Origin of the sequence: Cytobacillus sp. FSL R5-0569 (assembly GCF_038007265.1) — a bacterium.
Classification (GTDB): domain Bacteria; phylum Bacillota; class Bacilli; order Bacillales; family Cytobacillaceae; genus Cytobacillus; species Cytobacillus kochii.
The window spans coordinates 1,895,682-1,916,913 of the sequence record NZ_JBBOWW010000001.1 but is presented as its reverse complement, the minus strand read 5'-3'; the positions used below and the strand labels follow the sequence as shown (position 1 = coordinate 1,916,913).

The 21,232-nt window shown below is 37.2% G+C and carries 21 protein-coding genes; all 21 read right to left on the bottom strand.

Translation table 11 applies throughout. From position 1 onward, the window contains the following. Window position 1: 1 nt before the first annotated feature. Complete coding sequence (locus tag MKX78_RS10015; protein WP_341050735.1) at window positions 2-775, bottom strand: ribonuclease HII; 774 nt, start codon at window positions 773-775, stop codon at window positions 2-4. A 143-nt stretch (window positions 776-918) separates the two neighbouring features. Continuing rightward, the gene (gene ylqF / locus MKX78_RS10010) at window positions 919-1,782 is read right to left on the bottom strand and encodes a ribosome biogenesis GTPase YlqF (protein WP_251161464.1); all 864 of its coding nucleotides are present in this window, start codon (window positions 1,780-1,782) and stop codon (window positions 919-921) included. Between the two features lie 194 nt (window positions 1,783-1,976). Further along, window positions 1,977-2,528, bottom strand: a complete 552-nt coding sequence (lepB, locus tag MKX78_RS10005) for a signal peptidase I (RefSeq protein WP_095369548.1) — start codon at window positions 2,526-2,528, stop codon at window positions 1,977-1,979. 320 nt (window positions 2,529-2,848) lie between these two features. After that, the gene (gene rplS / locus MKX78_RS10000) at window positions 2,849-3,193 is read right to left on the bottom strand and encodes a 50S ribosomal protein L19 (RefSeq protein WP_095369549.1); all 345 of its coding nucleotides are present in this window, start codon (window positions 3,191-3,193) and stop codon (window positions 2,849-2,851) included. Between the two features lie 132 nt (window positions 3,194-3,325). Continuing rightward, the gene (trmD, locus tag MKX78_RS09995) at window positions 3,326-4,063 is read right to left on the bottom strand and encodes a tRNA (guanosine(37)-N1)-methyltransferase TrmD (protein WP_095369550.1); all 738 of its coding nucleotides are present in this window, start codon (window positions 4,061-4,063) and stop codon (window positions 3,326-3,328) included. Next, window positions 4,063-4,578: a ribosome maturation factor RimM gene (gene rimM / locus MKX78_RS09990; protein WP_095369551.1), complete on the bottom strand. Its 516-nt coding sequence runs from the start codon at window positions 4,576-4,578 to the stop codon at window positions 4,063-4,065. The genes trmD and rimM overlap by 1 nt, the downstream gene beginning before the upstream one ends. Window positions 4,579-4,591: 13 nt before the next feature. Continuing rightward, window positions 4,592-4,978, bottom strand: coding sequence for a YlqD family protein (locus tag MKX78_RS09985; RefSeq protein ID WP_095369552.1), 387 nt, complete (start codon window positions 4,976-4,978; stop codon window positions 4,592-4,594). Window positions 4,979-5,092: 114 nt separating this feature from the next. Next, window positions 5,093-5,320, bottom strand: a complete 228-nt coding sequence (locus MKX78_RS09980; protein WP_095373476.1) for a KH domain-containing protein — start codon at window positions 5,318-5,320, stop codon at window positions 5,093-5,095. A gap of 14 nt (window positions 5,321-5,334) precedes the next feature. Further along, a complete protein-coding gene (rpsP, locus tag MKX78_RS09975) occupies window positions 5,335-5,607 on the bottom strand; it encodes a 30S ribosomal protein S16 (protein ID WP_095369553.1) in 273 nt (90 codons plus the stop codon). Between the two features lie 96 nt (window positions 5,608-5,703). Next, entirely contained in the window at window positions 5,704-7,056 is a 1,353-nt protein-coding gene (gene ffh / locus MKX78_RS09970) for a signal recognition particle protein (RefSeq protein ID WP_095369554.1), read from the bottom strand. Between the two features lie 12 nt (window positions 7,057-7,068). Beyond that, window positions 7,069-7,398 carry a putative DNA-binding protein gene (locus MKX78_RS09965; protein ID WP_095369555.1) on the bottom strand — a complete coding sequence of 110 codons (330 nt, stop codon included), beginning with the start codon at window positions 7,396-7,398 and terminating at the stop codon, window positions 7,069-7,071. A 211-nt stretch (window positions 7,399-7,609) separates the two neighbouring features. Further along, complete coding sequence (gene ftsY, locus MKX78_RS09960) at window positions 7,610-8,596, bottom strand: signal recognition particle-docking protein FtsY (RefSeq protein ID WP_095369556.1); 987 nt, start codon at window positions 8,594-8,596, stop codon at window positions 7,610-7,612. Between the two features lie 88 nt (window positions 8,597-8,684). Next, on the bottom strand, window positions 8,685-12,251 hold the full coding sequence (gene smc, locus MKX78_RS09955; RefSeq protein WP_328199081.1) for a chromosome segregation protein SMC: 3,567 nt from the start codon (window positions 12,249-12,251) through the stop codon (window positions 8,685-8,687). A 47-nt stretch (window positions 12,252-12,298) separates the two neighbouring features. After that, the gene (gene rnc / locus MKX78_RS09950) at window positions 12,299-13,036 is read right to left on the bottom strand and encodes a ribonuclease III (protein WP_095369558.1); all 738 of its coding nucleotides are present in this window, start codon (window positions 13,034-13,036) and stop codon (window positions 12,299-12,301) included. A gap of 357 nt (window positions 13,037-13,393) precedes the next feature. Then, entirely contained in the window at window positions 13,394-13,627 is a 234-nt protein-coding gene (locus MKX78_RS09945; protein WP_095369559.1) for an acyl carrier protein, read from the bottom strand. A 132-nt stretch (window positions 13,628-13,759) separates the two neighbouring features. Next, window positions 13,760-14,503, bottom strand: coding sequence for a 3-oxoacyl-[acyl-carrier-protein] reductase (gene fabG / locus MKX78_RS09940; RefSeq protein WP_095369560.1), 744 nt, complete (start codon window positions 14,501-14,503; stop codon window positions 13,760-13,762). Beyond that, window positions 14,500-15,447, bottom strand: a complete 948-nt coding sequence (fabD, locus tag MKX78_RS09935; RefSeq protein WP_095369561.1) for an ACP S-malonyltransferase — start codon at window positions 15,445-15,447, stop codon at window positions 14,500-14,502. The genes fabG and fabD overlap by 4 nt, the downstream gene beginning before the upstream one ends. 15 nt (window positions 15,448-15,462) lie before the next feature. Continuing rightward, complete coding sequence (gene plsX / locus MKX78_RS09930) at window positions 15,463-16,452, bottom strand: phosphate acyltransferase PlsX (protein WP_095369562.1); 990 nt, start codon at window positions 16,450-16,452, stop codon at window positions 15,463-15,465. Between the two features lie 32 nt (window positions 16,453-16,484). Next, window positions 16,485-17,042 carry a transcription factor FapR gene (fapR, locus tag MKX78_RS09925; protein WP_095369563.1) on the bottom strand — a complete coding sequence of 186 codons (558 nt, stop codon included), beginning with the start codon at window positions 17,040-17,042 and terminating at the stop codon, window positions 16,485-16,487. Window positions 17,043-17,250: 208 nt separating this feature from the next. Beyond that, window positions 17,251-19,290 carry an ATP-dependent DNA helicase RecG gene (recG, locus tag MKX78_RS09920; RefSeq protein ID WP_307314473.1) on the bottom strand — a complete coding sequence of 680 codons (2,040 nt, stop codon included), beginning with the start codon at window positions 19,288-19,290 and terminating at the stop codon, window positions 17,251-17,253. A gap of 252 nt (window positions 19,291-19,542) precedes the next feature. Beyond that, window positions 19,543-21,228, bottom strand: coding sequence for a DAK2 domain-containing protein (locus tag MKX78_RS09915; protein ID WP_341050728.1), 1,686 nt, complete (start codon window positions 21,226-21,228; stop codon window positions 19,543-19,545). Window positions 21,229-21,232 lie beyond the last annotated feature (4 nt).

The window sequence follows — 21,232 nt, the reverse complement described above, 5'->3', positions numbered from 1 at the left end:
ATCACCTTCTATTGTCAATTAGATAGTCTTTAACTGGAGCAAAGCTACGACGATGAATGGGCGATATTCCTTTTTCTTCAATTGCACGCAAATGTTCCTTTGTACCGTAGCCCATATTCTTTGCAAATCCATAGTCAGGAAATTGTTTATCATAATCTTTCATCAACCTGTCACGTTCTACTTTTGCTACAACCGATGCAGCAGCAATACTAATACTTTTGCTATCGCCCTTTATAATTGATTCACTCGGGTAGGGTGTGGGTAATTTAACGGCATCAATAAGCAAAAAATCAGGTTGAGTATGTAAACTATTTACCGCATGTATCATCGCTTTTTTCGATGCCTCTAAAATATTCATTGTATCAATTTCATGATGATCGATCATACATGTTGAAACAGCAGTTGCTTCCTCCATAATTCTTTCATAATAATACAAACGTCTCTCTTCAGAGAGTTTTTTTGAATCATCAATACCTAGAAGCTGAATGTTCTCAGGTAAAATAACGGCGGCTGCTACAACTGGTCCAGCTAACGGTCCTCGCCCCACCTCATCTATACCGGCGATCAACCGATAACCTTCCTTATTAAATAGCTTTTCGTATTTTTGCATGAGCTCGTACTTCTCTAGTAAGGCTTCTCGTTTTTCTATTTGCTTTTCCCAGCGTCCTAATGCTTTTTGCACACCTTTTCTTTCATCTAATCTTAATGTTTTTATGTAGTCATCTTCTCTATCACTATTCTTTAATAATTGCTCTATTTCTTTAATCGATTTCATATCTGCACTCTCCTATTTCATCGACAGATTGGTCAAATTCTTAAACATTTGCATTTATGGACGAAAAAATAAAGGCCTATGATTAAGACCTTTATACTCGGATAATGTACTTACTCCATTCTTCTTTCCATTCAATGAACACATTACTCTTCTTCTATTATATCTTTCGGACTTTCTAATGTTAAGCGACCAAATTTTTCTGAGCGGAACTCTCTAATGATTAACTCTGTCACCTTATCATAATCAACTGTACCACCGCTCACTAAGCAGCCTCTTTTTTGGCCAATTTCATCAAATAGTTCTACGATTTCTTCAGGAAGCTCATTTAATTGATACCTCTCAACTAACTTCTCTGGGTAGTGTTCTGTCATAAATCTCAGAGCATAAACAGCAATATCTTGTAGATTTAAGATCGTATCTTTAATCGCACCAGTTAATGCAAGCTTTAAACCAATTTCTTGATCTTCGAATTTCGGCCATAAAATCCCTGGCGTATCAAGTAGCTCCATCTCTTTTCCAACTTTAATCCAACTTTGTGCCTTCGTGACACCAGGCTTATTACCTGTTTTAGCGATATTCTTCTTCGCCAGGCGGTTAATTAAGGTTGACTTACCTGCATTAGGTATGCCAACTATCATTGCTCGAATGGCTCGCGGCCTTATTCCCTTTGCTTTTTGCTTGTCGAATTTCTCTTGAAGTAATTGTTTGGCTGCTAGAGTAATATCCTTCATACCCTGACCATCTTGTGAATTAATACTAATTGCGGTTAATCCTTTGCTTTTAAAATATTCAATCCACTGTTTCGTTAGGATAGGATCGGCCATATCTGCTTTATTAAGCAATACTAATCTAGGCTTTTGTTGAATAATCTGTTCAATCATTGGATTGCGTGAAGATAGAGGAATCCTTGCATCAACCAATTCAAAAATAATATCGACTAATTTTAACTTCTCTGTTACTTCTCGTCTAGCTTTCGCCATATGTCCTGGAAACCATTGTATTGTCATTACGTATCATCACCTTTAAATTCACATTTCAAACTTACGCTTTATTAAACATTTAAATTACCTATTACGTACTAAAAAAACACAATCATGGCGCTTGTTTAAGGAAAAGGATAAACTCATCCTTTAAGTTAAGAGAAATCATGCAATCACCTTAAGCGCCATATTGTGTTTTAGATGTTATCATTCATTCAAATCTACTTAATTAATCTAATATCCTCAATCGGCCAATAAATAATTCCAGCAGTTCCTAATACATCTTCCATAGGAACTGGGCCAATATGACGGCTATCTTTACTAAAGCGGCGATTATCACCCATTACAAACAAATGGCCCTCAGGCACTGTTTCTTGGCCGATTTTCTCTTCTAGCGTAAATGGCTCTGTTAATGGACCGTCAGCTACTTGTTGCTTATACTCGTCAAGATATGGCTCCTCATAAGGTTCCCCATTTACGTATAATGTATCATCCTTATATTCAATTTTGTCTCCAGGTAAACCAATGACCCTTTTAATATAATCTTTATTTTCTGGTGCATGAAAAACAATGATATCGAACCGATCAGGCTCTCCAATTTTATAACTGAATTTATTGACAATCATTCGGTCTTGATCATGCAGTGTTGGCATCATCGATAATCCGTCTACCACTATCGGTGCAAAAAGAAAATATCTAATAATTGCTGCTAGCAAGACGGCGACAACTAATGCCTTTGTCCATTCCCATAATTCACTTTTCTTCTTAGCCATCGTTTCCCCACCATTCTTTCTCTTTTAAAAGCATAGCCACTTATACAGCTGCGTTTTATTCTCTCAATTATTGACATACTCTTATTTTATACATAAAAGAAGTAGACGATGCAACTATACAATGAACTATTGTTTGATTTAGTAGAATCAAACTGCTTCTTAACACTACCAATGCTGAAAAAACAGCCTATAAGTATGTTATTATCATATCAGAAATGAGAAATATGTATAGAAAAAGAGCTTGTAAAAATACAAGCTCTCCTTTCTTCATTTTAACTAAGGTAACATAAGTTGAACTTACATCCCTTTTGTTAAACCGATTATCGAATTTCTTTAATACGAGCTTTTTTACCACGTAGGTTACGTAGGTAGTAAAGTTTCGCACGACGGACTTTACCGCGACGAATTACTTCAAGCTTCGCAATTTTAGGTGTGTGTACAGGGAATGTACGCTCTACGCCTACACCGTAAGAAATCTTACGAACTGTGAAAGTTTCGCTAATTCCACCACCACGACGCTTAATCACAACTCCTTCGTATACTTGGATACGCTCACGAGTTCCCTCTACGATACTAACGTGTACACGTACAGTATCACCAGGACGGAATTCAGGTAGATCCGAACGAAGTTGTTCTTGAGTGATTTCTTGAATTAATTTATGCATCGTTTTCAACTCCTCCCAAGACGCTCATGCAAACCATTTGTGTTACAGCGGAACATCGTTATCAGACAAAAGACTTTTAACAAGCCCAAGTCACAAAGATTATAATACCATATCATCCGCAGAACATCAATGTTAAATCTGTTCTTTTTTAATTTCTTCTAACCAATTTCTTTCTTCATCAGTCAAATCTATTTGTTCAAGTAAATCAGGACGTCGTTGATACGTTCTCTTTAACGATTCCCTCTGTCGCCATTGTTCAATATGAAGGTGGTTTCCTGAGGTTAATACGTCCGGCACTTTCAATCCTCGAAAATCAGCTGGTCTCGTATAATGAGGGTGTTCAAGCATCCCAGTACTAAAAGAATCTTTCATATGTGACTCTTGATTTCCTAAAACATTAGGCAATAATCTCACCACACTGTCAATGACAACCATAGCTCCTAATTCTCCACCTGTTAACACATAATCACCAATGGAAATTTCATCAGTTACAATATGTTCACGAATCCGTTCATCATAACCTTCATAATGTCCACATATAAAAATTAGATGCTCACTTTCGGCAAGCTCTTCAGCCTTTTTCTGTGTAAATCTTTCTCCTTGAGGACATAGAAGAATAACACGAGGATTTGCATCACTTTTACTCTTTATATCACTGACAGCATCAAAAATCGGCTGTGGTTTTAACACCATACCCGCTCCGCCACCATAGGGATAGTCATCGACTGTTTGATGCTTATTATCCGCATATTCCCTAAAGTTCACTACATTATAAGATGCAGCTCCTGCTTCACTTGCTTTTTTTAAGATAGAATGACCGAATACACCTGCAAACATTTCTGGAAATAGAGATAGTACATCTATTTTCATTATAATAGGCCTTCTAACAAATCGATCATAATCTTCTGATCAGCGATATTTACTTCCTTAACGACATCAGCAATATAAGGAATGAGGATTTCTTTTTTCTGCTTACCTTTAATCACCCAAACATCATTCGCACCTGGTGAAAGAATTTCTTTAATTTCACCAAGCTCTTCACCATCCATCGTGTAGACTTTACACCCAATGATTTCGTGATAATAAAACTCATCTTCTTCTAATGCACTCAATTGCGATTCATTTACCTTTAAAATGCCACCTTTAAGCTTTTCAGCTTCTTGCATACCGACAACCTCTTCAAAAGTAAGTAAATCAAAAGACTTATGTTTGCGGTGGGATGAAACTGTTAATTCTCTCCCTTGTTTATTATCAGGCATAAATAAGGTCAATTTATTTCCTGGTGAATAGCGTTCTTCTGTAAAATCTGTTCGAGAAATGACGCGAACTTCACCACGAACACCATGGGTATTTACAATTTTACCAACATTAAACCATGTTTCCATTTCATACTCACCTCTAGCGGATATCGTCAACCAATCCATCTTTAATGATAATCGTTTTTCCTTTTTCGATCTCTTCCCAATTATCTCCCTTTTCGATGGTTATTAACGATTGAACTTCTTTTTCTTTTAATTCACTTCCAAGTGGAAGCATATGTAATTGCTCTATTTGAAAATCAAGTAATTTCATTTTTTCATTTCTTGATTCTATTTCTTTATCAAAAAAGGAGCGAAGATGGCCATTTTGGGCCTTTTGGTTCTTCTCCCACTTTCTCATTTCAAACTTAAATTGATCACATTCTTTTTGTAGTTGCTGTTTTTTCCATTCATAGTTATTTAATAATTCCTGTTTACTCGTTTCAGTTAAAACTTGTTTCACAGTAACCGTTTGAATAATTTGCAAGATCAACCAGCCTCCATTCAATAATAGAATGTGAAAATTTTGTTTAATGGTGAAAAAAGGAGGGTCTCCCCTCCTTTCTCATGTATGTTTATTCAGCTATATCGATAGAATCGATTATTTAATTTCTAAGAAAATCTTTTTTTCTTGAGAAGTACCTGCTGCATAAACAACAGTTCTTATCGCTTTTGCAATGCGCCCTTGCTTACCAATTACCTTCCCCATGTCATTCTTGTTGACAGAAAGCAAATAGGTCACCGCTCGGTTTTCTTCACGAATACTCACTTGAATATCTTCAGGAAAATCAACCAGGGGCTTCACAATTGTCTCGATAAGGTCCTTGATCATAAGTTAATCACTTATTTTGCATGCTTTGCATTATGGAATTTTTCCATAATACCAGCATTTGAGAATAAGTTGCGAACCGTATCAGACGGTTTAGCACCATCTTGTAACCATTTAAGCGCTAGTTCTTCATTGATATCAACACTTGCTGGTTGAGCAACTGGATTATAAGTTCCTACTGTTTCAATGAAACGTCCATCACGTGGTGAACGAGAATCAGCTACTACAATACGATAAAAAGGAGATTTTTTAGCTCCCATACGTTTTAAACGAATTTTTACTGCCATTTTTAAAGCACCTCCGAATAGTTTCACACAAGATAGTATATTATCAGATACTACCCTGGTTTGTAAAGGTTTTTTTCTTTACATAGTATTTTTTTATTAAAAAGGGTTAAAAGGAAGCTTTAAACCGCCCTTTTTCTTCCCTTTTTGTTGCATTCCTGACATCTGTTTCATCATTTTTTTCATTTCTTCAAACTGCTTCAGTAAGCGATTGACCTCAGGGACCGTTCGCCCACTACCTTTTGCAATTCGTTTTCTTCTACCTGCATTAATGATCTCAGGCTGACTTTTTTCTTCTTGTGTCATTGATTGAATAATGGCTTCAACATGGGCAATTTGTTTATCATCAATTTTTAAGTTATTCAGCCCTTTTACCTTGTTTGCACCAGGCATCATCTTTAATAATTCATCAAGTGGCCCCATCGTCTTCACTTGACCAAGTTGCTCTAGAAAATCATCAAGCGTGAACGAAGCTGTACGCATTTTCTTTTCTAGCTCTTTCGCTTTTTCCTCATCTACATTAGCTTGCGCCTTTTCAATAAGTGAAAGCACGTCACCCATACCTAAAATTCTTTGGGCCATTCTCTCTGGATGAAAAGCTTCAATTGCATCTAACTTCTCACCAAGTCCAATAAATTTAATCGGTGTTTCCGTGACTGAGCGAATAGATAGTGCTGCTCCACCACGGGTATCACCATCTAATTTAGTTAATACCACACCAGTGAGCCCGAGCTGTTCGTTAAAACTAGACGCTACATTAACAGCATCTTGTCCCGTCATTGCATCAACTACAAGGAAGATTTCGTCTGGATTTGTCAAGTCCTTTACATCTTTAAGCTCAGTCATCAGGGTTTCATCCACATGTAAACGACCAGCTGTATCGATTAACACATAATCATGATGGTCTTCCTTCGCTTTAGCAATGGCTTGTTTGGCAATTTCAACAGGACTAACTTGATCTCCTAAGGAAAACACAGGCATATTAATTTGCTTGCCCAATGTCTCCAATTGCTTAATAGCCGCTGGTCGATAAATATCAGCTGCCACTAACATTGGATTACGGTTATATTTCTTCCTTAATAAGTTTGCAAGCTTTCCTGTCGTTGTCGTCTTACCTGCCCCTTGTAACCCAACCATCATAATAACAGTTGGTGGACGATTGCTAACAGCGATTTTACTTTGTTCGCCGCCCATAAGCTCTGTTAATTCTTCTTTAACAATTTTGATGACTTGTTGTCCTGGAGTCAGACTTTTCATTACATCTTGTCCGACAGCACGTTCGCTTACCTTTTTAACGAATTGTTTAACTACTTTAAAGTTAACATCGGCTTCAAGTAATGCTAAGCGAACTTCACGCATCATTTCCTTTACATCCGCTTCACTTACTTTTCCTTTTCCGCGGATTTTTTGAATTGTATTCTGCAGTCGGTCGGCTAAACCTTCAAATGCCATGCACGCCGCCTCCTAATCTAATTTCTCAAGCTCTTCCAGCAAGGCTTCATATTGTTCTTTTAAGCTTTCTGGTTGAAAATTACTCTTTAATTTTGCAATAATTTTAGCGCGCTCTTGAAATTTATGAAACAATAATAACTTCTCTTCGTATTCCTCAAGCATCGCTTCTGTACGCTTTATGTTATCATAAACTGCCTGACGGCTCACGTGATACTCTTCTGCAATTTCACCTAAGGAGTAGTCATCAAGATAATAAAGGGACATATAGCTGCTTTGTTTTGGTGTTAACAACGATTGATAGAAATCATACAAATAATTCATTCTCGTTGTTTTTTCAAGCATCTCTAAACCCCCTTGTTAAGTGAAAAGCCTTTACAATGTAAAGTTTACCTATCACACACTGAATTGTCAAGCATAGACTGACTTTTATAGTGTGTCAACTTATATATAAGCTATATTAGTGAGCCAAGCTTCCGTCATTTTAAAATAACCGATTTCATTAAGTAAAGCTCATTGCATTCTTCAGCAATGAGCTTTGTTCTTATTCTTATTCTTATTCTTCTGCTTCAACCATTTCGGCAAATAATCCATACACATATTGTTCTGCATTGAATGTTTGTAAATCATCCATTTTCTCACCTAAACCAACTAATTTCACTGGGATTTCCAACTCATTTCGAATGGCCAAGACGATGCCGCCTTTAGCTGTTCCGTCTAATTTCGTTAAAACAATACCTGTTACATTTGTCGCTTCTTTAAACGTTTTCGCTTGAACCATTGCGTTTTGCCCAGTTGTCGCATCTAAAGCTAACAGAACTTCATGAGGTGCACCTGGTACTTCTCGTTCAATGACACGTTTTACTTTTTCAAGTTCTTTCATTAAATTCACTTTGTTTTGCAGGCGACCAGCTGTATCACAAATAAGTACATCTGCTTTTCTTGACTTTGCTGCCTGTACAGCATCAAACATCACTGCAGCAGGGTCAGATCCTGCCCCTTGTTTAATTACTTCAACCCCGACTCTTTCGCCCCATACTTCAAGCTGTTCAATCGCCCCAGCACGGAACGTATCTCCTGCGGCTAACATAACCTTTTTTCCTTCCCCTTTTAGCTTATGAGCAAGTTTTCCTATTGTCGTTGTTTTCCCCACACCATTGACGCCGACAAACAACATAACTGTTAGACCATCGTCTTGAATATTTAAATCTGCAGAAGATTCGCCTGCTCTTTCATAAATATCAATTAATTTTTCAGAAATAACTGCATGGACCTCTTTCGGATCTTGAATATTTTTTCTTTTCACTTCCATCTTTAATTCTTCTACTAATGTCATGACAGTATCAAAACCAACATCTGCTTGGATAAGAATTTCTTCTAATTCTTCGAAGAAATCTTCATCCACTTTACGATATCTTGCAACTAAATCATTAACTTTGCCAGAGAAATTATCTCTTGTCTTTGATAACCCGTCTTTAAATTTCTCTGTAACAGTATCCGTTTGTGAAGTGATTTTTTCTTTCAACCTCTTAAAAAAACTCATTTTCATAACTCCAATCTGCTAATAATTACTATTAATATGTATGAGGATAAGCCCCACTAACTAATTACTAATGGGACTTATCATTATGTTAGCTCATCGCCATCTCTTTTGTTTCTTCAAGCCTTACAGATACCATTTTTGAAACGCCGGATTCTTGCATCGTAACACCATACAATACATCCGCTTCCTCCATTGTTCCTTTTCTGTGAGTAATCACAATGAACTGTGTTTCATGGCTATAGTTTCTTAAGTACTTCGCATAGCGGTGCACATTAGCTTCATCTAAGGCTGCCTCTACTTCATCTAATATACAAAATGGGACAGGCCGGACTTTTAATATAGAAAATAATAACGCAATCGCAGTTAAAGCTCTTTCTCCACCAGATAAAAGCCCTAAATTTTGCAGCTTTTTACCTGGTGGTTGCGCGACGATATCAATACCAGTATTTAATAAGTCCTCAGGATTTGTAAACTTAAGATCTGCACGTCCCCCACCAAATAATGATTGAAAAACAGATTCAAAGTGGAAACGAATTCCTTCAAATGTTTCTTGAAATCTCCTTTTCATTTCCACATCCATCTCATCTATGACTTGGAAAAGCGTGTCTTTTGCAGCTAGTAAATCGTTCTGCTGTTCTAATAAAAACTCGTAACGTTCTGAAACACGTTCATATTCATCAATGGCACCTAAATTAACCGTGCCAAGTTCATCTATTGCTAATTTGATTAACTTTACCTTTTTGCGTGCATCTTCCACATCAATACTTAGTGGGAATGCCTCTTTCGCTGCTTCATAAGAGAGCATATATTCTTCACGCAAATGTGTTAAACGGGTCTCTAACTCTACGTCTAATCGATTAATTTTCACTTCAAGATCTTTTAATCCTTCTACTCTTCCTTTATGAAGACGTTTTAACTCTTTTAACTCCACTTCGATATCTTCAAGTACTGTTTGCAATGAAAATCTTTCTTCTCTGCGTTTAGCGATTAGTTCAATCGTTTGATTCTTATCTTCACGCTTTCTCATTGCTTCTTCTTCGAGATGTTGTTCTCCTGAGGAATTATTTGTCATTTCTGATGATAATAAATGCAAGTCATCTATAACGAGTTGTAATTTCTCTTCTGTGTCTGCTTTTTCTGAGACGATTGAACGCAAACGATCTTGTGCAGATTTTAGTTGCTCACTTTTAGAAGCAAATTGCACCTTTAATTCGTTTATCTCTTCTTGTAAGCTTTCTTTTGACGTTTGTTGTACATTCTTTAATTGCGTTAATTCTTTAATTTGGTTATCTAATGAGATAATTTCTTCAGCATAATTTCGCAGTATTTCTGTTAATTCGTTTTCTCGATTGACGAAGCGGCTTTTCTCTTCAACAAATTGTGCCTTATCCAGGTCATACAAAGAAAGGCGATCATTTACTCTTTTCTCTTCATACTCCATATCTTTAAGGAGACCAAGACGGCTTTGCTCTTCTTCGCGTAATTGTTCTCCCTTTTGCTTAAGCGTTTCTAATATATGCTCAGCATCTTTGAACTGTTGCTTCATTTTCTTCACACGTGCCTCAAGTTCTTTTGTTTGCTGATCCATATGAGTGATTTTATCATTCAAATCATCCAGCTCATTTTTTCTACTTAATATCGATGATTTATTCTGTTTAACCGCTCCGCCTGTCATTGAGCCACCAGGATTAACGATATCACCATCGAGTGTGACTATTCGTACGCGATACCCTAATAGCTTGGCTAGCGTATTAGCTCCTTTTAAATCACTGGCAATTATTACGTTGCCTAGTAAGCTTTCAATAGCAGGAGCATATTTAGCATCATATTGCAGTAAAGAAGCAGCTGTCCCTATGTACGCTTCGTGTTCTTTCACAATTTTTAATTGCGCTTCATTCAATGTTTTCTTTTTTAACACATCAAGTGGCAAGAAAGTCGCTCTACCATAGGATTGGCTCTTTAAATATTGAATGGCTTTTCGCCCATCAGCTTCTGTCTGCACAACGATATGCTGCATTGCCGCGCCTAACGCAACTTCCATTGCAGTTTGATATTCTTTAGGAACTTCAATTAACTCCGCCACTGCTCCTTCAATACCAGTAAGGCGATTGTTTCTTTCTTTCAGTACTTCTTTCACACCTTGGAAAAACCCGGAATAATCTTCTTTCAACTCTTCCAACATTTCTTTTCTAGACTGTGCTTGTTGTAGAAATTGAATGGCTTGATAGTATTTCTTTTCATCCTTTTCATAGGTTTGTTGCAACATTTCATATTCTTTTTGCTTTTGCCTATATTGGTGTATATGGTTGTCTAACTGTGCCTTAACTGCCTCATGATCATGCAATAACGCCGCTTTACGTTCGAGCAATACTTCTCTTTCCTCAATATATCGACTATTATCACCAATCAACTTTTCTTCACGCGTTGCTTGTTGCGTAAGTTGTTTTTGCAACATCTGCTGTTCATTCTTTGCTGCTGCTTCAGTATTTAAAAGATCAATATACTCACTTTTTAAGTTCTCAATTTGTTCATCAATATCAACGCTATATAACTTCAACTGTTCTAACTTCTCGGAAAGTTGTTTTTCATAAGTAGAGGCCTCAGACTTTAAAGCAAGCGTTTTTTGATCTTGTTCTTGTCTTAACTTTTTAAGTTCCTCTACACGTATGGTTAATACTTCTTTGTTTTTTTGTAACTGTTCTTTGTTTTGCGAAGCATTTTTCTTTCTTTCCTTAAGCACTTCTTTACGACCTTCAAGTTTTTCTAATGCTTCACTCGCATGGAGGAGTACTTCTTGTAATTCATTAACTGATTCATCCAATGCGACTGTGCGGTCTCGTACTTCAGCAATTTTCGCTTCTTTCGTTTGTACCTCTGCTGAAAGGGCTATTTCTTGCTGTTGCTGTTGATCAAAATCATTCGAGTGCTGTTCCCATTTTTTATGCAAATCCTCTATTTCATAAACTGTTAAACCGACTTCAAACTGTTCAAGCTCCTCTTTCTGCTGTAAATAATCTTTAGCAATAGAAGCTTGCATCTTCAATGGTTCAACTTGGGTTTCTAATTCGTGAAGAATATCGTTTACCCTGTTTAGATTATCTTTTGTTTCACTTAGTTTGACTTCCGCCTTCTTTTTACGTGTTTTATATTTTAAAACACCTGCAGCCTCTTCAAAAATCGTTCTTCTTTCTTCCGGCTTACTATTAAGAATTTCCTCTACTCTTCCTTGGCTTATGATCGAAAATGCTTCTCTCCCTAGCCCCGAATCCATAAATAACTCAACAATATCCTTTAATCTACAAGGTTGTTTATTAATTAAATATTCACTATCTCCCGAACGAAAAACCCTTCTTGTTACACTAACTTCACTGTAGTCAAGTGGTAAAAATTGATCATGATTATCTAGCGTTAAAGTAACTTCTGCATAGTTTAATGGTTTGCGTGTATCACTACCTGCAAAAATAACATCACCCATTTTCACGCCACGTAACGATTTAGCTGATTGTTCACCTAATACCCAACGGATGGCATCCGTAATATTACTTTTACCACTTCCATTAGGGCCAACAACTGCAGTTACACCAGTAACGAAATCAACTGTTACTCGTTCAGCAAAAGATTTAAAACCGACGATATCGAGTTGCTTTAAAAACAAAATTCTGCTCCTCCCTTACTAAATCTCCTTTTCACCTTTATAAAGATTTAGTTCACATGGTTTTTAAGTACTTCTAATGCCATTTGCGCTGCATGTTGTTCCGCTTGTTTTTTTGAACGACCTGTACCAGTTCCAAGCTCTTCACCGTTTAGATAAACAGTTGACTCAAATTCACGATTATGAGCCGGTCCCTTTTCCTGCAGAATCTTATATTCAATCATTCCCGCTGAATCTCTCTGCACTAATTCTTGTAATTGGCTTTTAAAATCCATTACATGAGAAAATGCGCCAGAGTCTATCTTAGGAAAAACATATTTTTCTAAGAAGCAAACAACAACATCAATCCCTTGGTCTAAATATAGTGCTCCAATAAAGGCTTCAAAGACATCAGCTAATAGTGCCGGACGCATTCTCCCCCCAGTCATTTCCTCTCCTTTGCCTAGTAAAACATATTGGCCAAAATCTCTTTCATTAGCAAATTCAACCAAGGAAGGTTCACACACGACCGCTGCTCTTAATTTTGTTAATTCACCTTCACTCATCATCGGATATTTAATATAGAGAAATTTGGATACTGTTAATTCCAATACCGCATCTCCTAAAAATTCGAGTCGTTCATTATCTTCATGAGGCTTTCTTCGATGCTCATTCACATATGAAGAATGAGTAAAAGCTTGTCTTAATAATTTTTCGTTTTTAAATTCAATAGATAATACCTGTTGTAATTCTTTAAACTTCTTTTCATCCGCACGTTTTCTTTTCTCTTTTTCTTTGTAATTACGCATTTTAACAGCCACCTTGTACCTTAAATAAATTTATCCTAAATGGTGATAACCACACATATTTGTCTACATTATTAGACGTGGTTTATTACTGATGACAAACCTTATCTTTTTATATACATCATTCTCTCTTAGTTTAAGCAATTTTACATAAAAACACAAAGAAACTTGGCAGAAAGAATTCTTAACCAAGTTTAAAGCGCTAATGAGGATAAATCTGGATGTACTTACTGTCCGTCACTACCTGATTAACTCAAGTCACGGCGGACAATAAGCACAAAAGTGACATCTGGCTCATTAACTGCTATTTATATAGAAAGATTGAGTGAGGGATATCCCTCACTCATACTTATCTAACGATTAGTTTTTTGCTTTTATGTAATTTACAGCGTCACCCACTGTTACAATTTTTTCAGCATCATCGTCAGAGATTTCCATATCAAACTCATCTTCTAATTCCATTACTAGTTCAACTACATCTAGGGAATCAGCACCAAGATCATCTTTGAAAGACGCTTCTTCTTTTACTTCTGCTTCATCAACACCAAGACGATCAACAACGATTTTTGTTACACGTTCTAATACTTCTGCCATGCTTGTTCACCTCCCCTCAAGATATTATAGATGAAAGTTAATAAATACGAAAGATGTTTTTAGTAAATGCAACAATCACGTAATCTTAAATCTTTCATTTATATGTAAACCCTTTAAAAAAGGACTTACTGTTTACATATACATACCACCATCAACATGCAAAGTTTGACCAGTCATATACTTACTATCTTCAGAAGCAAGGAAGTTAACTACTTTTGCAATATCTTTTGGCTCTCCGAATGTTGCCAGTGGAATATTAGCAAGCATTTGCTCTTTAATTTCTGCATTTAATTCATCGGTCATTTCTGTCGTAATAAACCCAGGTGCAATCGCATTAACCGTAATGCCTCTCGATGCTAATTCTTTGGCTGTTGTTTTAGTTAAGCCGATGACACCAGATTTAGCAGCTACGTAATTTGCTTGGCCTGGATTTCCTGTTGTTCCAACAATAGAGGAAATATTAATAATCCGTCCGCTCCGCTGCTTCATCATTTGTCTAGTTACAGCCTTCGTGCACAGAAATACTCCCTTAAGATTGGTATTGATGACAGCGTCCCATTCATCTTCCTTCATTCTCATCAATAGGTTATCCTTTGTAATGCCTGCATTATTCACTAGAATATCAATACGGCCAAAATGTTCGATGACCGTTTTAATCATATTTGTAACTGATTCACTATTAGAAACATCACATTGAATTGCAAATGCTTCTGACCCTAATGATTTAATTTCATCAACTACTTCATTGGCTCTCGCCTCACTACCTGCATAATTGACAGCTACTTTTGCCCCTTCTCTGGCAAGCTCTAAAGCTATTTCCCTACCAATCCCTCTAGAAGCACCGGTTACAATTGCAATTTTATTTGATAACTTCATTTTGCAGCCTCCTTTATGGCTTCGATAGTTGACTCAATGGACTTACTATCAGAGATAGCAAAAAGTTGAACATTACGGTCTACCTTTTTGATAAGGCCTGATAAAACCTTTCCAGGTCCAATTTCAATAAAAGTATCTACACCTAAAGCAAGTAACTTCCTTACAGTATCCTCCCAAAGAACAGGTGAATATAATTGTTGCAATAGCTTTTCTTTGATTTCTCCAGACGCAGTGATTGGCGTTGCTGAAACATTCGCAATCACTGGCACACTTGCATCCTGTAATTTGATTTCATCTAATACGCTTAATAGACGATCAGCTGCTGGTCTCATTAGTTGCGAATGGAAGGGACCACTTACTTCTAATGGTAATACTCTTTTCGCACCTGCCATTTTTGCTTCTACGCCAGCTAGTTCTACACCTTGTTTTGTACCGGAAATGACAATTTGTCCAGGTGAATTCAAATTGGCTAATTGTACAGAATGACCTGATTCAGTAATCTTATCGGTAATAGCTTGCAGTGCTTCTCTTTCCATACCAAGAACTGCAGCCATTGTCCCTTCTCCATTAGGAACAGCATCTTCCATAAATTCACCACGTTTATGAACAGCATAAACACCGTCAGTAAAAGAAATGGCTTCTGCTGCAACAAGTGCTGAATATTCTCCTAAACTATGGCCAGCAACATAATCTGCTGTGATGCCAGATTGTTTGAATGCTTCCAAAACCGCGATACTTGTTGTTAACAATGCCGGTTGAGCATTCATCGTTTGCGTCAACTGTTCTTGTGGGCCTTCGAAAATAAGTTGTGAAAGAGAGTATCCTAAACGTTCATCAGCTTGTTTAAATAATTTTAAAACGTTCTCATTCTCATCAGCTAGTGATTTCCCCATTCCGACAGTTTGTGAACCTTGTCCTGGAAAAACAAATGCAATTTTCCCCATATTATCCGCCTCCCATTATGATTGAATTTCAAGCGACGCTTTCACTTTTTCAGCTACTTCATGCTCTACCATAATTCTTGTCTGCTTTACAGCACTGTACAAAGCATTGCGATCAGACGATCCATGTGCTTTAATAACTGGTGCCTTTAGTCCAAATAATGCTGCTCCACCATATTCAGAGTAGTCCATTTTTCCTTTCAACTCTTTCAGATCAGGCTTTAATACTGCTGCAGCTAGTTTTGATTTCAGATTACTTGTCATTGCCGTTTTCAACATTTTAAACAGACTCATCGCTGTCCCTTCAATGGTCTTTAATACCATATTGCCAGTAAAACCATCGGTCACTACCACATCTGCTACGCCATTTAGTAAATCACGCGCTTCAACATTTCCAATAAAATTGATATCAGCTTGTTGCAATTTAGTAAAAGTATCCTTTGTTAGTTCGCTTCCTTTTTTCTCCTCTGTACCAATATTCAACAAACCAACTCTAGGGTTCTTAACTCCTCTTACCTTCTCTGCATAAATCGCCCCCATCAAGGCATACTGCGTTAAATGCTCAGGTTTAGCATCGACATTTGCTCCTACATCTAAAAGTAAGAAACCTTCTCCTCCTATGGTTGGCAAAGTAGGGGCTAGCGCTGGTCTTTCAATCCCTTCAATTCTACCAACTACAAATAATCCAGCAGCCATTAAGGCTCCAGTATTACCTGCAGATATACAAGCATCAGCCTTACCATCTGCAACAAGTTGTGCAGCTAACACCATTGATGCTTGTTTTTTTCTTCTTACAGCGCGAACAGGTTCATCAGTGCCCAAAATCATTTCGTTCGTATGAAGCACTTGAATTCTGTCATCATTTGATGTCAAATATTTTCTAATCTCATCTTCATTACCTACTAAAGTAATTTCAATATCATTGAAGTCTAACGCAGCCTTCATAGCACCATGAACAATTTCCTCTGGTGCATTGTCACCACCCATTGCATCTATGGCAATTTTCACATCTATTCATCCTTTAGTCTCATTTAATATTTTTATTGATGCGAGCGATACATATCAAACTCACCTTTAAAAACACATTCATTATGTACGGTACTTATAACCTCTATCTTTGTCCGATCGTTATCGATACTTATCACTTTCGCTTTACATACTACTCGTTCCCCTTGCTTTACCGAGCGAGTAAAGTGAATATTTGCTTTCGCTGTTAAGGCAAGGTCATCATTAATAACCGCGACCGCTAAAGAGTTTGCTTGAGCAAATAAGTGATGTCCACGCGCAATTTGATTTCGTTTAAAAACGTGCTCCTCTTTGACATCGAATATAGAAATGGCTACATTATCTAACTCAATATCAATGATTTCCCCTATTACTTCCTCAATAGGCAGCGCGACAACCTCGTCCTCAAAATTTTTTTCAGCGACTGTTTTTATTCTTTCTCTCAATTCAGGTATTGAGAGCTCTAACCGATCAAGCCTAATCGTCTGCACACTGACAGAAAACTTATCGGCTAAATCTTCATCCGTAATGAATGGGTTCTCTTTTATCGTTTCTACTAACAATGATTGTCGTTGCTTTTTATTTCTTTTCATTTTTTATACACCGTCCAAGAAAATTAAGACTAGGTACTAATAGTAGTATATAATTATAGCTATTATATTGCAAGAAGTAATTATTGCTACTATTGACCTTTTAAAGTCTTAAGCTTACTAGCGAGCATCTAGGCAATGTTTACCTCAAACTATTTATTCAAATAGATAGCTGCTTCTAGTCCGCATATCTCCTTTCATTCCCTTTTTATTAATCTAACTTCTCACCTTCAAGCACACCATTATCCCTTAAGTAATCCCTCAATATTTGATATTTTTTTTCATACCAAAAGCTATCTGTCTGAATTAATTGAGTAGCATCATTTCTTGCCACTTCAAGCGCACGGTAATCATGCACCATGTCAGCTACCTTGAATTCAGGAAGCCCACTTTGCTTGCGACCAAAAAAATCACCTGGACCACGTAGCTCTAAATCCTTCTCACTTAAAACAAACCCATCATTCGTTTCTGTCATAATCCGCATTCTTTCTTTACCAACTTCTGACTTAGGATCAGCTAGTAATATACAATAGGACTGTTTATCTCCTCTACCAACTCTTCCTCTTAATTGATGAAGCGTAGCTAGCCCAAAACGATCAGCATCGTAGATGAGCATCATTGTGGCATTCGGTACATTGACACCTACCTCAACCACAGTTGTAGATACTAGTACTTGCGTCTGATTGTCACTAAACTTCTTCATCACATCTTCTTTCTCATCAGGGTGTAGACGCCCGTGCATTAAACCAACTTTATACCTATCCTGAAAATATTGCATAAGAATAGTGTGGACATCAATTGCATTTTGGACATCAAGTTTCTCTGATTCTTCAATGAGTGGGCAAATCACATAAGCTTGCTGTCCTCCACGCAATTCTTTCTCCATAAAGCCTAATACCCTTTCTAACATATCTAGTTTTGCCCAATACGTTTCTATTACTTTCCTACCTGCTGGCATTTCATCAATGATGGATACATCCATTTCGCCAAATGCGGTTATGGCCAAAGTTCTCGGTATTGGCGTCGCAGTCATGAATAACACGTTAGGGTTTTCACCCTTTTGTCTTAATACACGACGCTGCTCAACACCAAAGCGATGTTGTTCATCTGTAATAACAAGTCCTAATTTTTTAAAAACAACTTCCGTTTGAATAAGCGCATGTGTACCAATAACAATATCAATGTTACCAGCCTCTAATTCTGCAAGTAGTTCTCTTCTCTTTTTCCCCTTCACTGAACTTGTTAATCTTTCAATCCTTATTGGATAATTCGCAAACATCATAGCCAGTGATTCTGCATGTTGTTCAGCTAAAATCTCTGTTGGTACCATTAATGCACCTTGATAACCCGCACTATTAGCAGCGAATAACATAATAGCAGCAACTGCTGTTTTACCTGATCCAACATCACCTTGAAGCAGTCGATTCATACGATAGTTAGATTTCATATCAAAGAGAATTTCATTGACAACTCTTTTTTGTGCACCCGTCAGTTCAAATGGAAGTGTATCTATAAATGACTTTAAGCGTTGCAGATCATAATCAATGTTCACACCTGCACTACTTTCTCTTTCTATTTTTCGTAATGCTTGGATTTTTAATTGGAAATAAAAGAACTCTTCATATACTAACCTTCTTCTTGCTTGCTTTAGCATTTCCGGAGTATCAGGATAATGTAATGTACGAATCGCTTTTTCACGCGCCATCAACCGATATGCCCCAATATATTCTGAAGGGAGTGTTTCTACTATATCGTGTCCGTATTGATCAAGTGCGTGCTTAATATAGCGACGTAAAGACTTCACTGTGACTTTGCCTTTAACAGCATAAACAGGTTCAAATGCATTCGTTTGCGTAACCTCACCTTTGCTGAGTTTACCTAGTGTAATCGTTTGGCGATGTTGGTCCCACTTTCCCGTAATAGTAACTGTATCATTTAATTCTATTTGTTTTTTTAAATATGGTTGATTAAAAGCAATTACTTGTATGAGGTAGCGATCGACTAAAACTCTAAATGTTAAGCGCGAACGTTTACGTCCATAAAAACTAAGTGTGGGCTGTGAATGAACTTTCCCCTCAACTGTAATTCTTTCTTCATGTTTGATTTCACTTAAATCTTTTAGACGATAATCTTCATAACGAAAAGGCAAGTATTCAATCAAGTCGCCTACAGTGGTGATCCCCATATCTTTCAGATTATCTGCAGCAGATTGACCCAACCCCTTTATATGATCTACTTTGTCACTTAACATACTTGACCCTCCTTTTCAAAACAGCCTTTCTTTACGAGAAATAAAGAAAACTCGCCCTTTTGGCGAGCACTAAGGCGAAGACAGAGGCATAGTTTCATAATTCAAATGATTAAATAACTAACCTCTAATTCCCCTCCTAACCATCGATATCAAATTCCAATTGCAGTAAGTAGGAGAAGGCAGTGAGTCATTTGATGAAAAAAGACCACGGGAGCAGTGTAAAAGAAGCTACCCATGGTCATTCTCTTCTATTTATTCTACCGAGAAGATAAATGCATATAATGGTTGTTTGCCGTCGTGCACTTCTACTTCGACATCATCATACTTCTCTTCTATATAGTTAAGAATTACTTCTACATCTTCTTTTGAGGCATCTTCACCTTGAATAATTGTGACAATTTCCGAATCTTCATCTATCATCTGGTCAATTAAACTTTTAGCAGATTGAAGCTTATCCTTATCTTTAACGATAATTTTGCCTTCTTCAATCCCCATAAAGTCGCCTTTTCCAATCTCAAGACCATCGATACTCGTATCACGGACTGCGAAAGTGATCTGACCTGTTTTCACATGCGATAACGCTTCAGACATATAATCCTTATTCTCTGATAGTTCCGCGGATGGATTAAAGGCAAGTAGCGCACTCATTCCTTGAGGAACCGTTTTGGAAGGAACAACAATGGCATCGGTTTCTGATACTTCACACGCCTGTTCAGCAGCCATAATAATATTTTTATTATTTGGTAAGATAATTACTTTTTCTGCATTCACTTCTTCAATCGCCTTGACAATATCCTCTGTGCTTGGATTCATTGTTTGGCCGCCTTCAATTACTACATGCGCCCCAATACTACGGAAAACCTCAGCAATTCCGCTTCCCATTGAAACAGTGATCACTCCGTATTCACGTTTTTCTTGGGGAACTTTAGCATCATTTTGTGATGCGGAAGCCTTTTCATCTTCGTCAAGAATGTTTGTGTGCTGCAAACGCATATTCTCGATCTTCATATTAATAAGATTTCCGTACTTTTGTCCATAGGATAAGCAATCCCCTGGTTGTTCAGAATGAATATGAACCTTCACAAGGTTTTCATCAGCAATCACAAGTAGGGAATCACCATATTGACTTAAGTCTTGACGGAATTTGTCTTCAGAGAATGGATTCGTAGCTAACTTCTCAGATTCAAATCTAACCATAAATTCTGTACAGTATCCGAATACAATATCTTCTGTATTCATATGGCTCTGTACACTTTTATGATGTTCCGCACTTACAAGCTCCTCCATTTTCGGAAGAGATGCACTGGAGTCAGGTAATGCTTCTCCTTTTAATTCTGCTAGAAAGCCTTCATATACAAAAAGTAGACCTTGTCCACCACTATCAACTACCCCTACTTCTTTTAACACTGGTAGTAGCTCTGGTGTACGCTCAAGAGAAGCTTTAGCTTCATTAACGATTGCTTGCATAATTTGAACAATATCATCTTCTGTTTGTGCTACTTGTACTGCTTTGTTTCCAGCATCTTTCGCAACAGTTAATATTGTTCCTTCAACAGGTTTCATCACCGCTTTATAAGCAGTTTCTACACCCGCTTCAAATGCAGATGCAAATTCAAGTCCATTTACACTTTCTTTCTGCTCAATATGCTTTGCGAACCCACGAAAAAGCTGAGAGAGAATTACACCAGAGTTACCACGAGCGCCCATTAATAGACCCTTTGAAAGAGCAACCCCAACTTTACCAATATGATTGGTTGTTATATTTTTAACTTCCTTTGCACCAGAAGTCATTGACAAGTTCATATTTGTCCCAGTATCACCATCTGGAACAGGGAAAACATTCAATGCATCTACATAATTCGCATTTGTAGATAAATGATTAGCTCCTTGGACAATCATTTTCGCAAATTGTTTTCCTTCTAAAACTTTAATTGACACGAAA

Bases quoted from the DNA above. Each gene is read 5' to 3' on its own strand.
- ffh (WP_095369554.1), bottom strand. From the start codon at position 7,056: ATGGCATTTGAAGGTTTAGCCGACCGACTGCAGAATACAATTCAAAAA.
- rplS (WP_095369549.1), bottom strand. From the start codon at position 3,193: ATGCATAAATTAATTCAAGAAATCACTCAAGAACAACTTCGTTCGGAT.
- recG (WP_307314473.1), bottom strand. From the start codon at position 19,290: ATGTTAAGTGACAAAGTAGATCATATAAAGGGGTTGGGTCAATCTGCT.
- ylqF (WP_251161464.1), bottom strand. From the start codon at position 1,782: ATGACAATACAATGGTTTCCAGGACATATGGCGAAAGCTAGACGAGAA.
- MKX78_RS10015 (WP_341050735.1), bottom strand. From the start codon at position 775: ATGAAATCGATTAAAGAAATAGAGCAATTATTAAAGAATAGTGATAGA.
- fabD (WP_095369561.1), bottom strand. From the start codon at position 15,447: ATGGGGAAAATTGCATTTGTTTTTCCAGGACAAGGTTCACAAACTGTC.
- MKX78_RS09945 (WP_095369559.1), bottom strand. From the start codon at position 13,627: ATGGCAGAAGTATTAGAACGTGTAACAAAAATCGTTGTTGATCGTCTT.
- ftsY (WP_095369556.1), bottom strand. From the start codon at position 8,596: ATGAGTTTTTTTAAGAGGTTGAAAGAAAAAATCACTTCACAAACGGAT.
- fapR (WP_095369563.1), bottom strand. From the start codon at position 17,042: ATGAAAAGAAATAAAAAGCAACGACAATCATTGTTAGTAGAAACGATA.
- trmD (WP_095369550.1), bottom strand. From the start codon at position 4,063: ATGAAAATAGATGTACTATCTCTATTTCCAGAAATGTTTGCAGGTGTA.
- rnc (WP_095369558.1), bottom strand. From the start codon at position 13,036: ATGCGTAATTACAAAGAAAAAGAGAAAAGAAAACGTGCGGATGAAAAG.
- MKX78_RS09965 (WP_095369555.1), bottom strand. From the start codon at position 7,398: ATGCTTGAAAAAACAACGAGAATGAATTATTTGTATGATTTCTATCAA.
- rpsP (WP_095369553.1), bottom strand. From the start codon at position 5,607: ATGGCAGTAAAAATTCGTTTAAAACGTATGGGAGCTAAAAAATCTCCT.
- fabG (WP_095369560.1), bottom strand. From the start codon at position 14,503: ATGAAGTTATCAAATAAAATTGCAATTGTAACCGGTGCTTCTAGAGGG.
- rimM (WP_095369551.1), bottom strand. From the start codon at position 4,578: ATGGAAACATGGTTTAATGTTGGTAAAATTGTAAATACCCATGGTGTT.
- lepB (WP_095369548.1), bottom strand. From the start codon at position 2,528: ATGGCTAAGAAGAAAAGTGAATTATGGGAATGGACAAAGGCATTAGTT.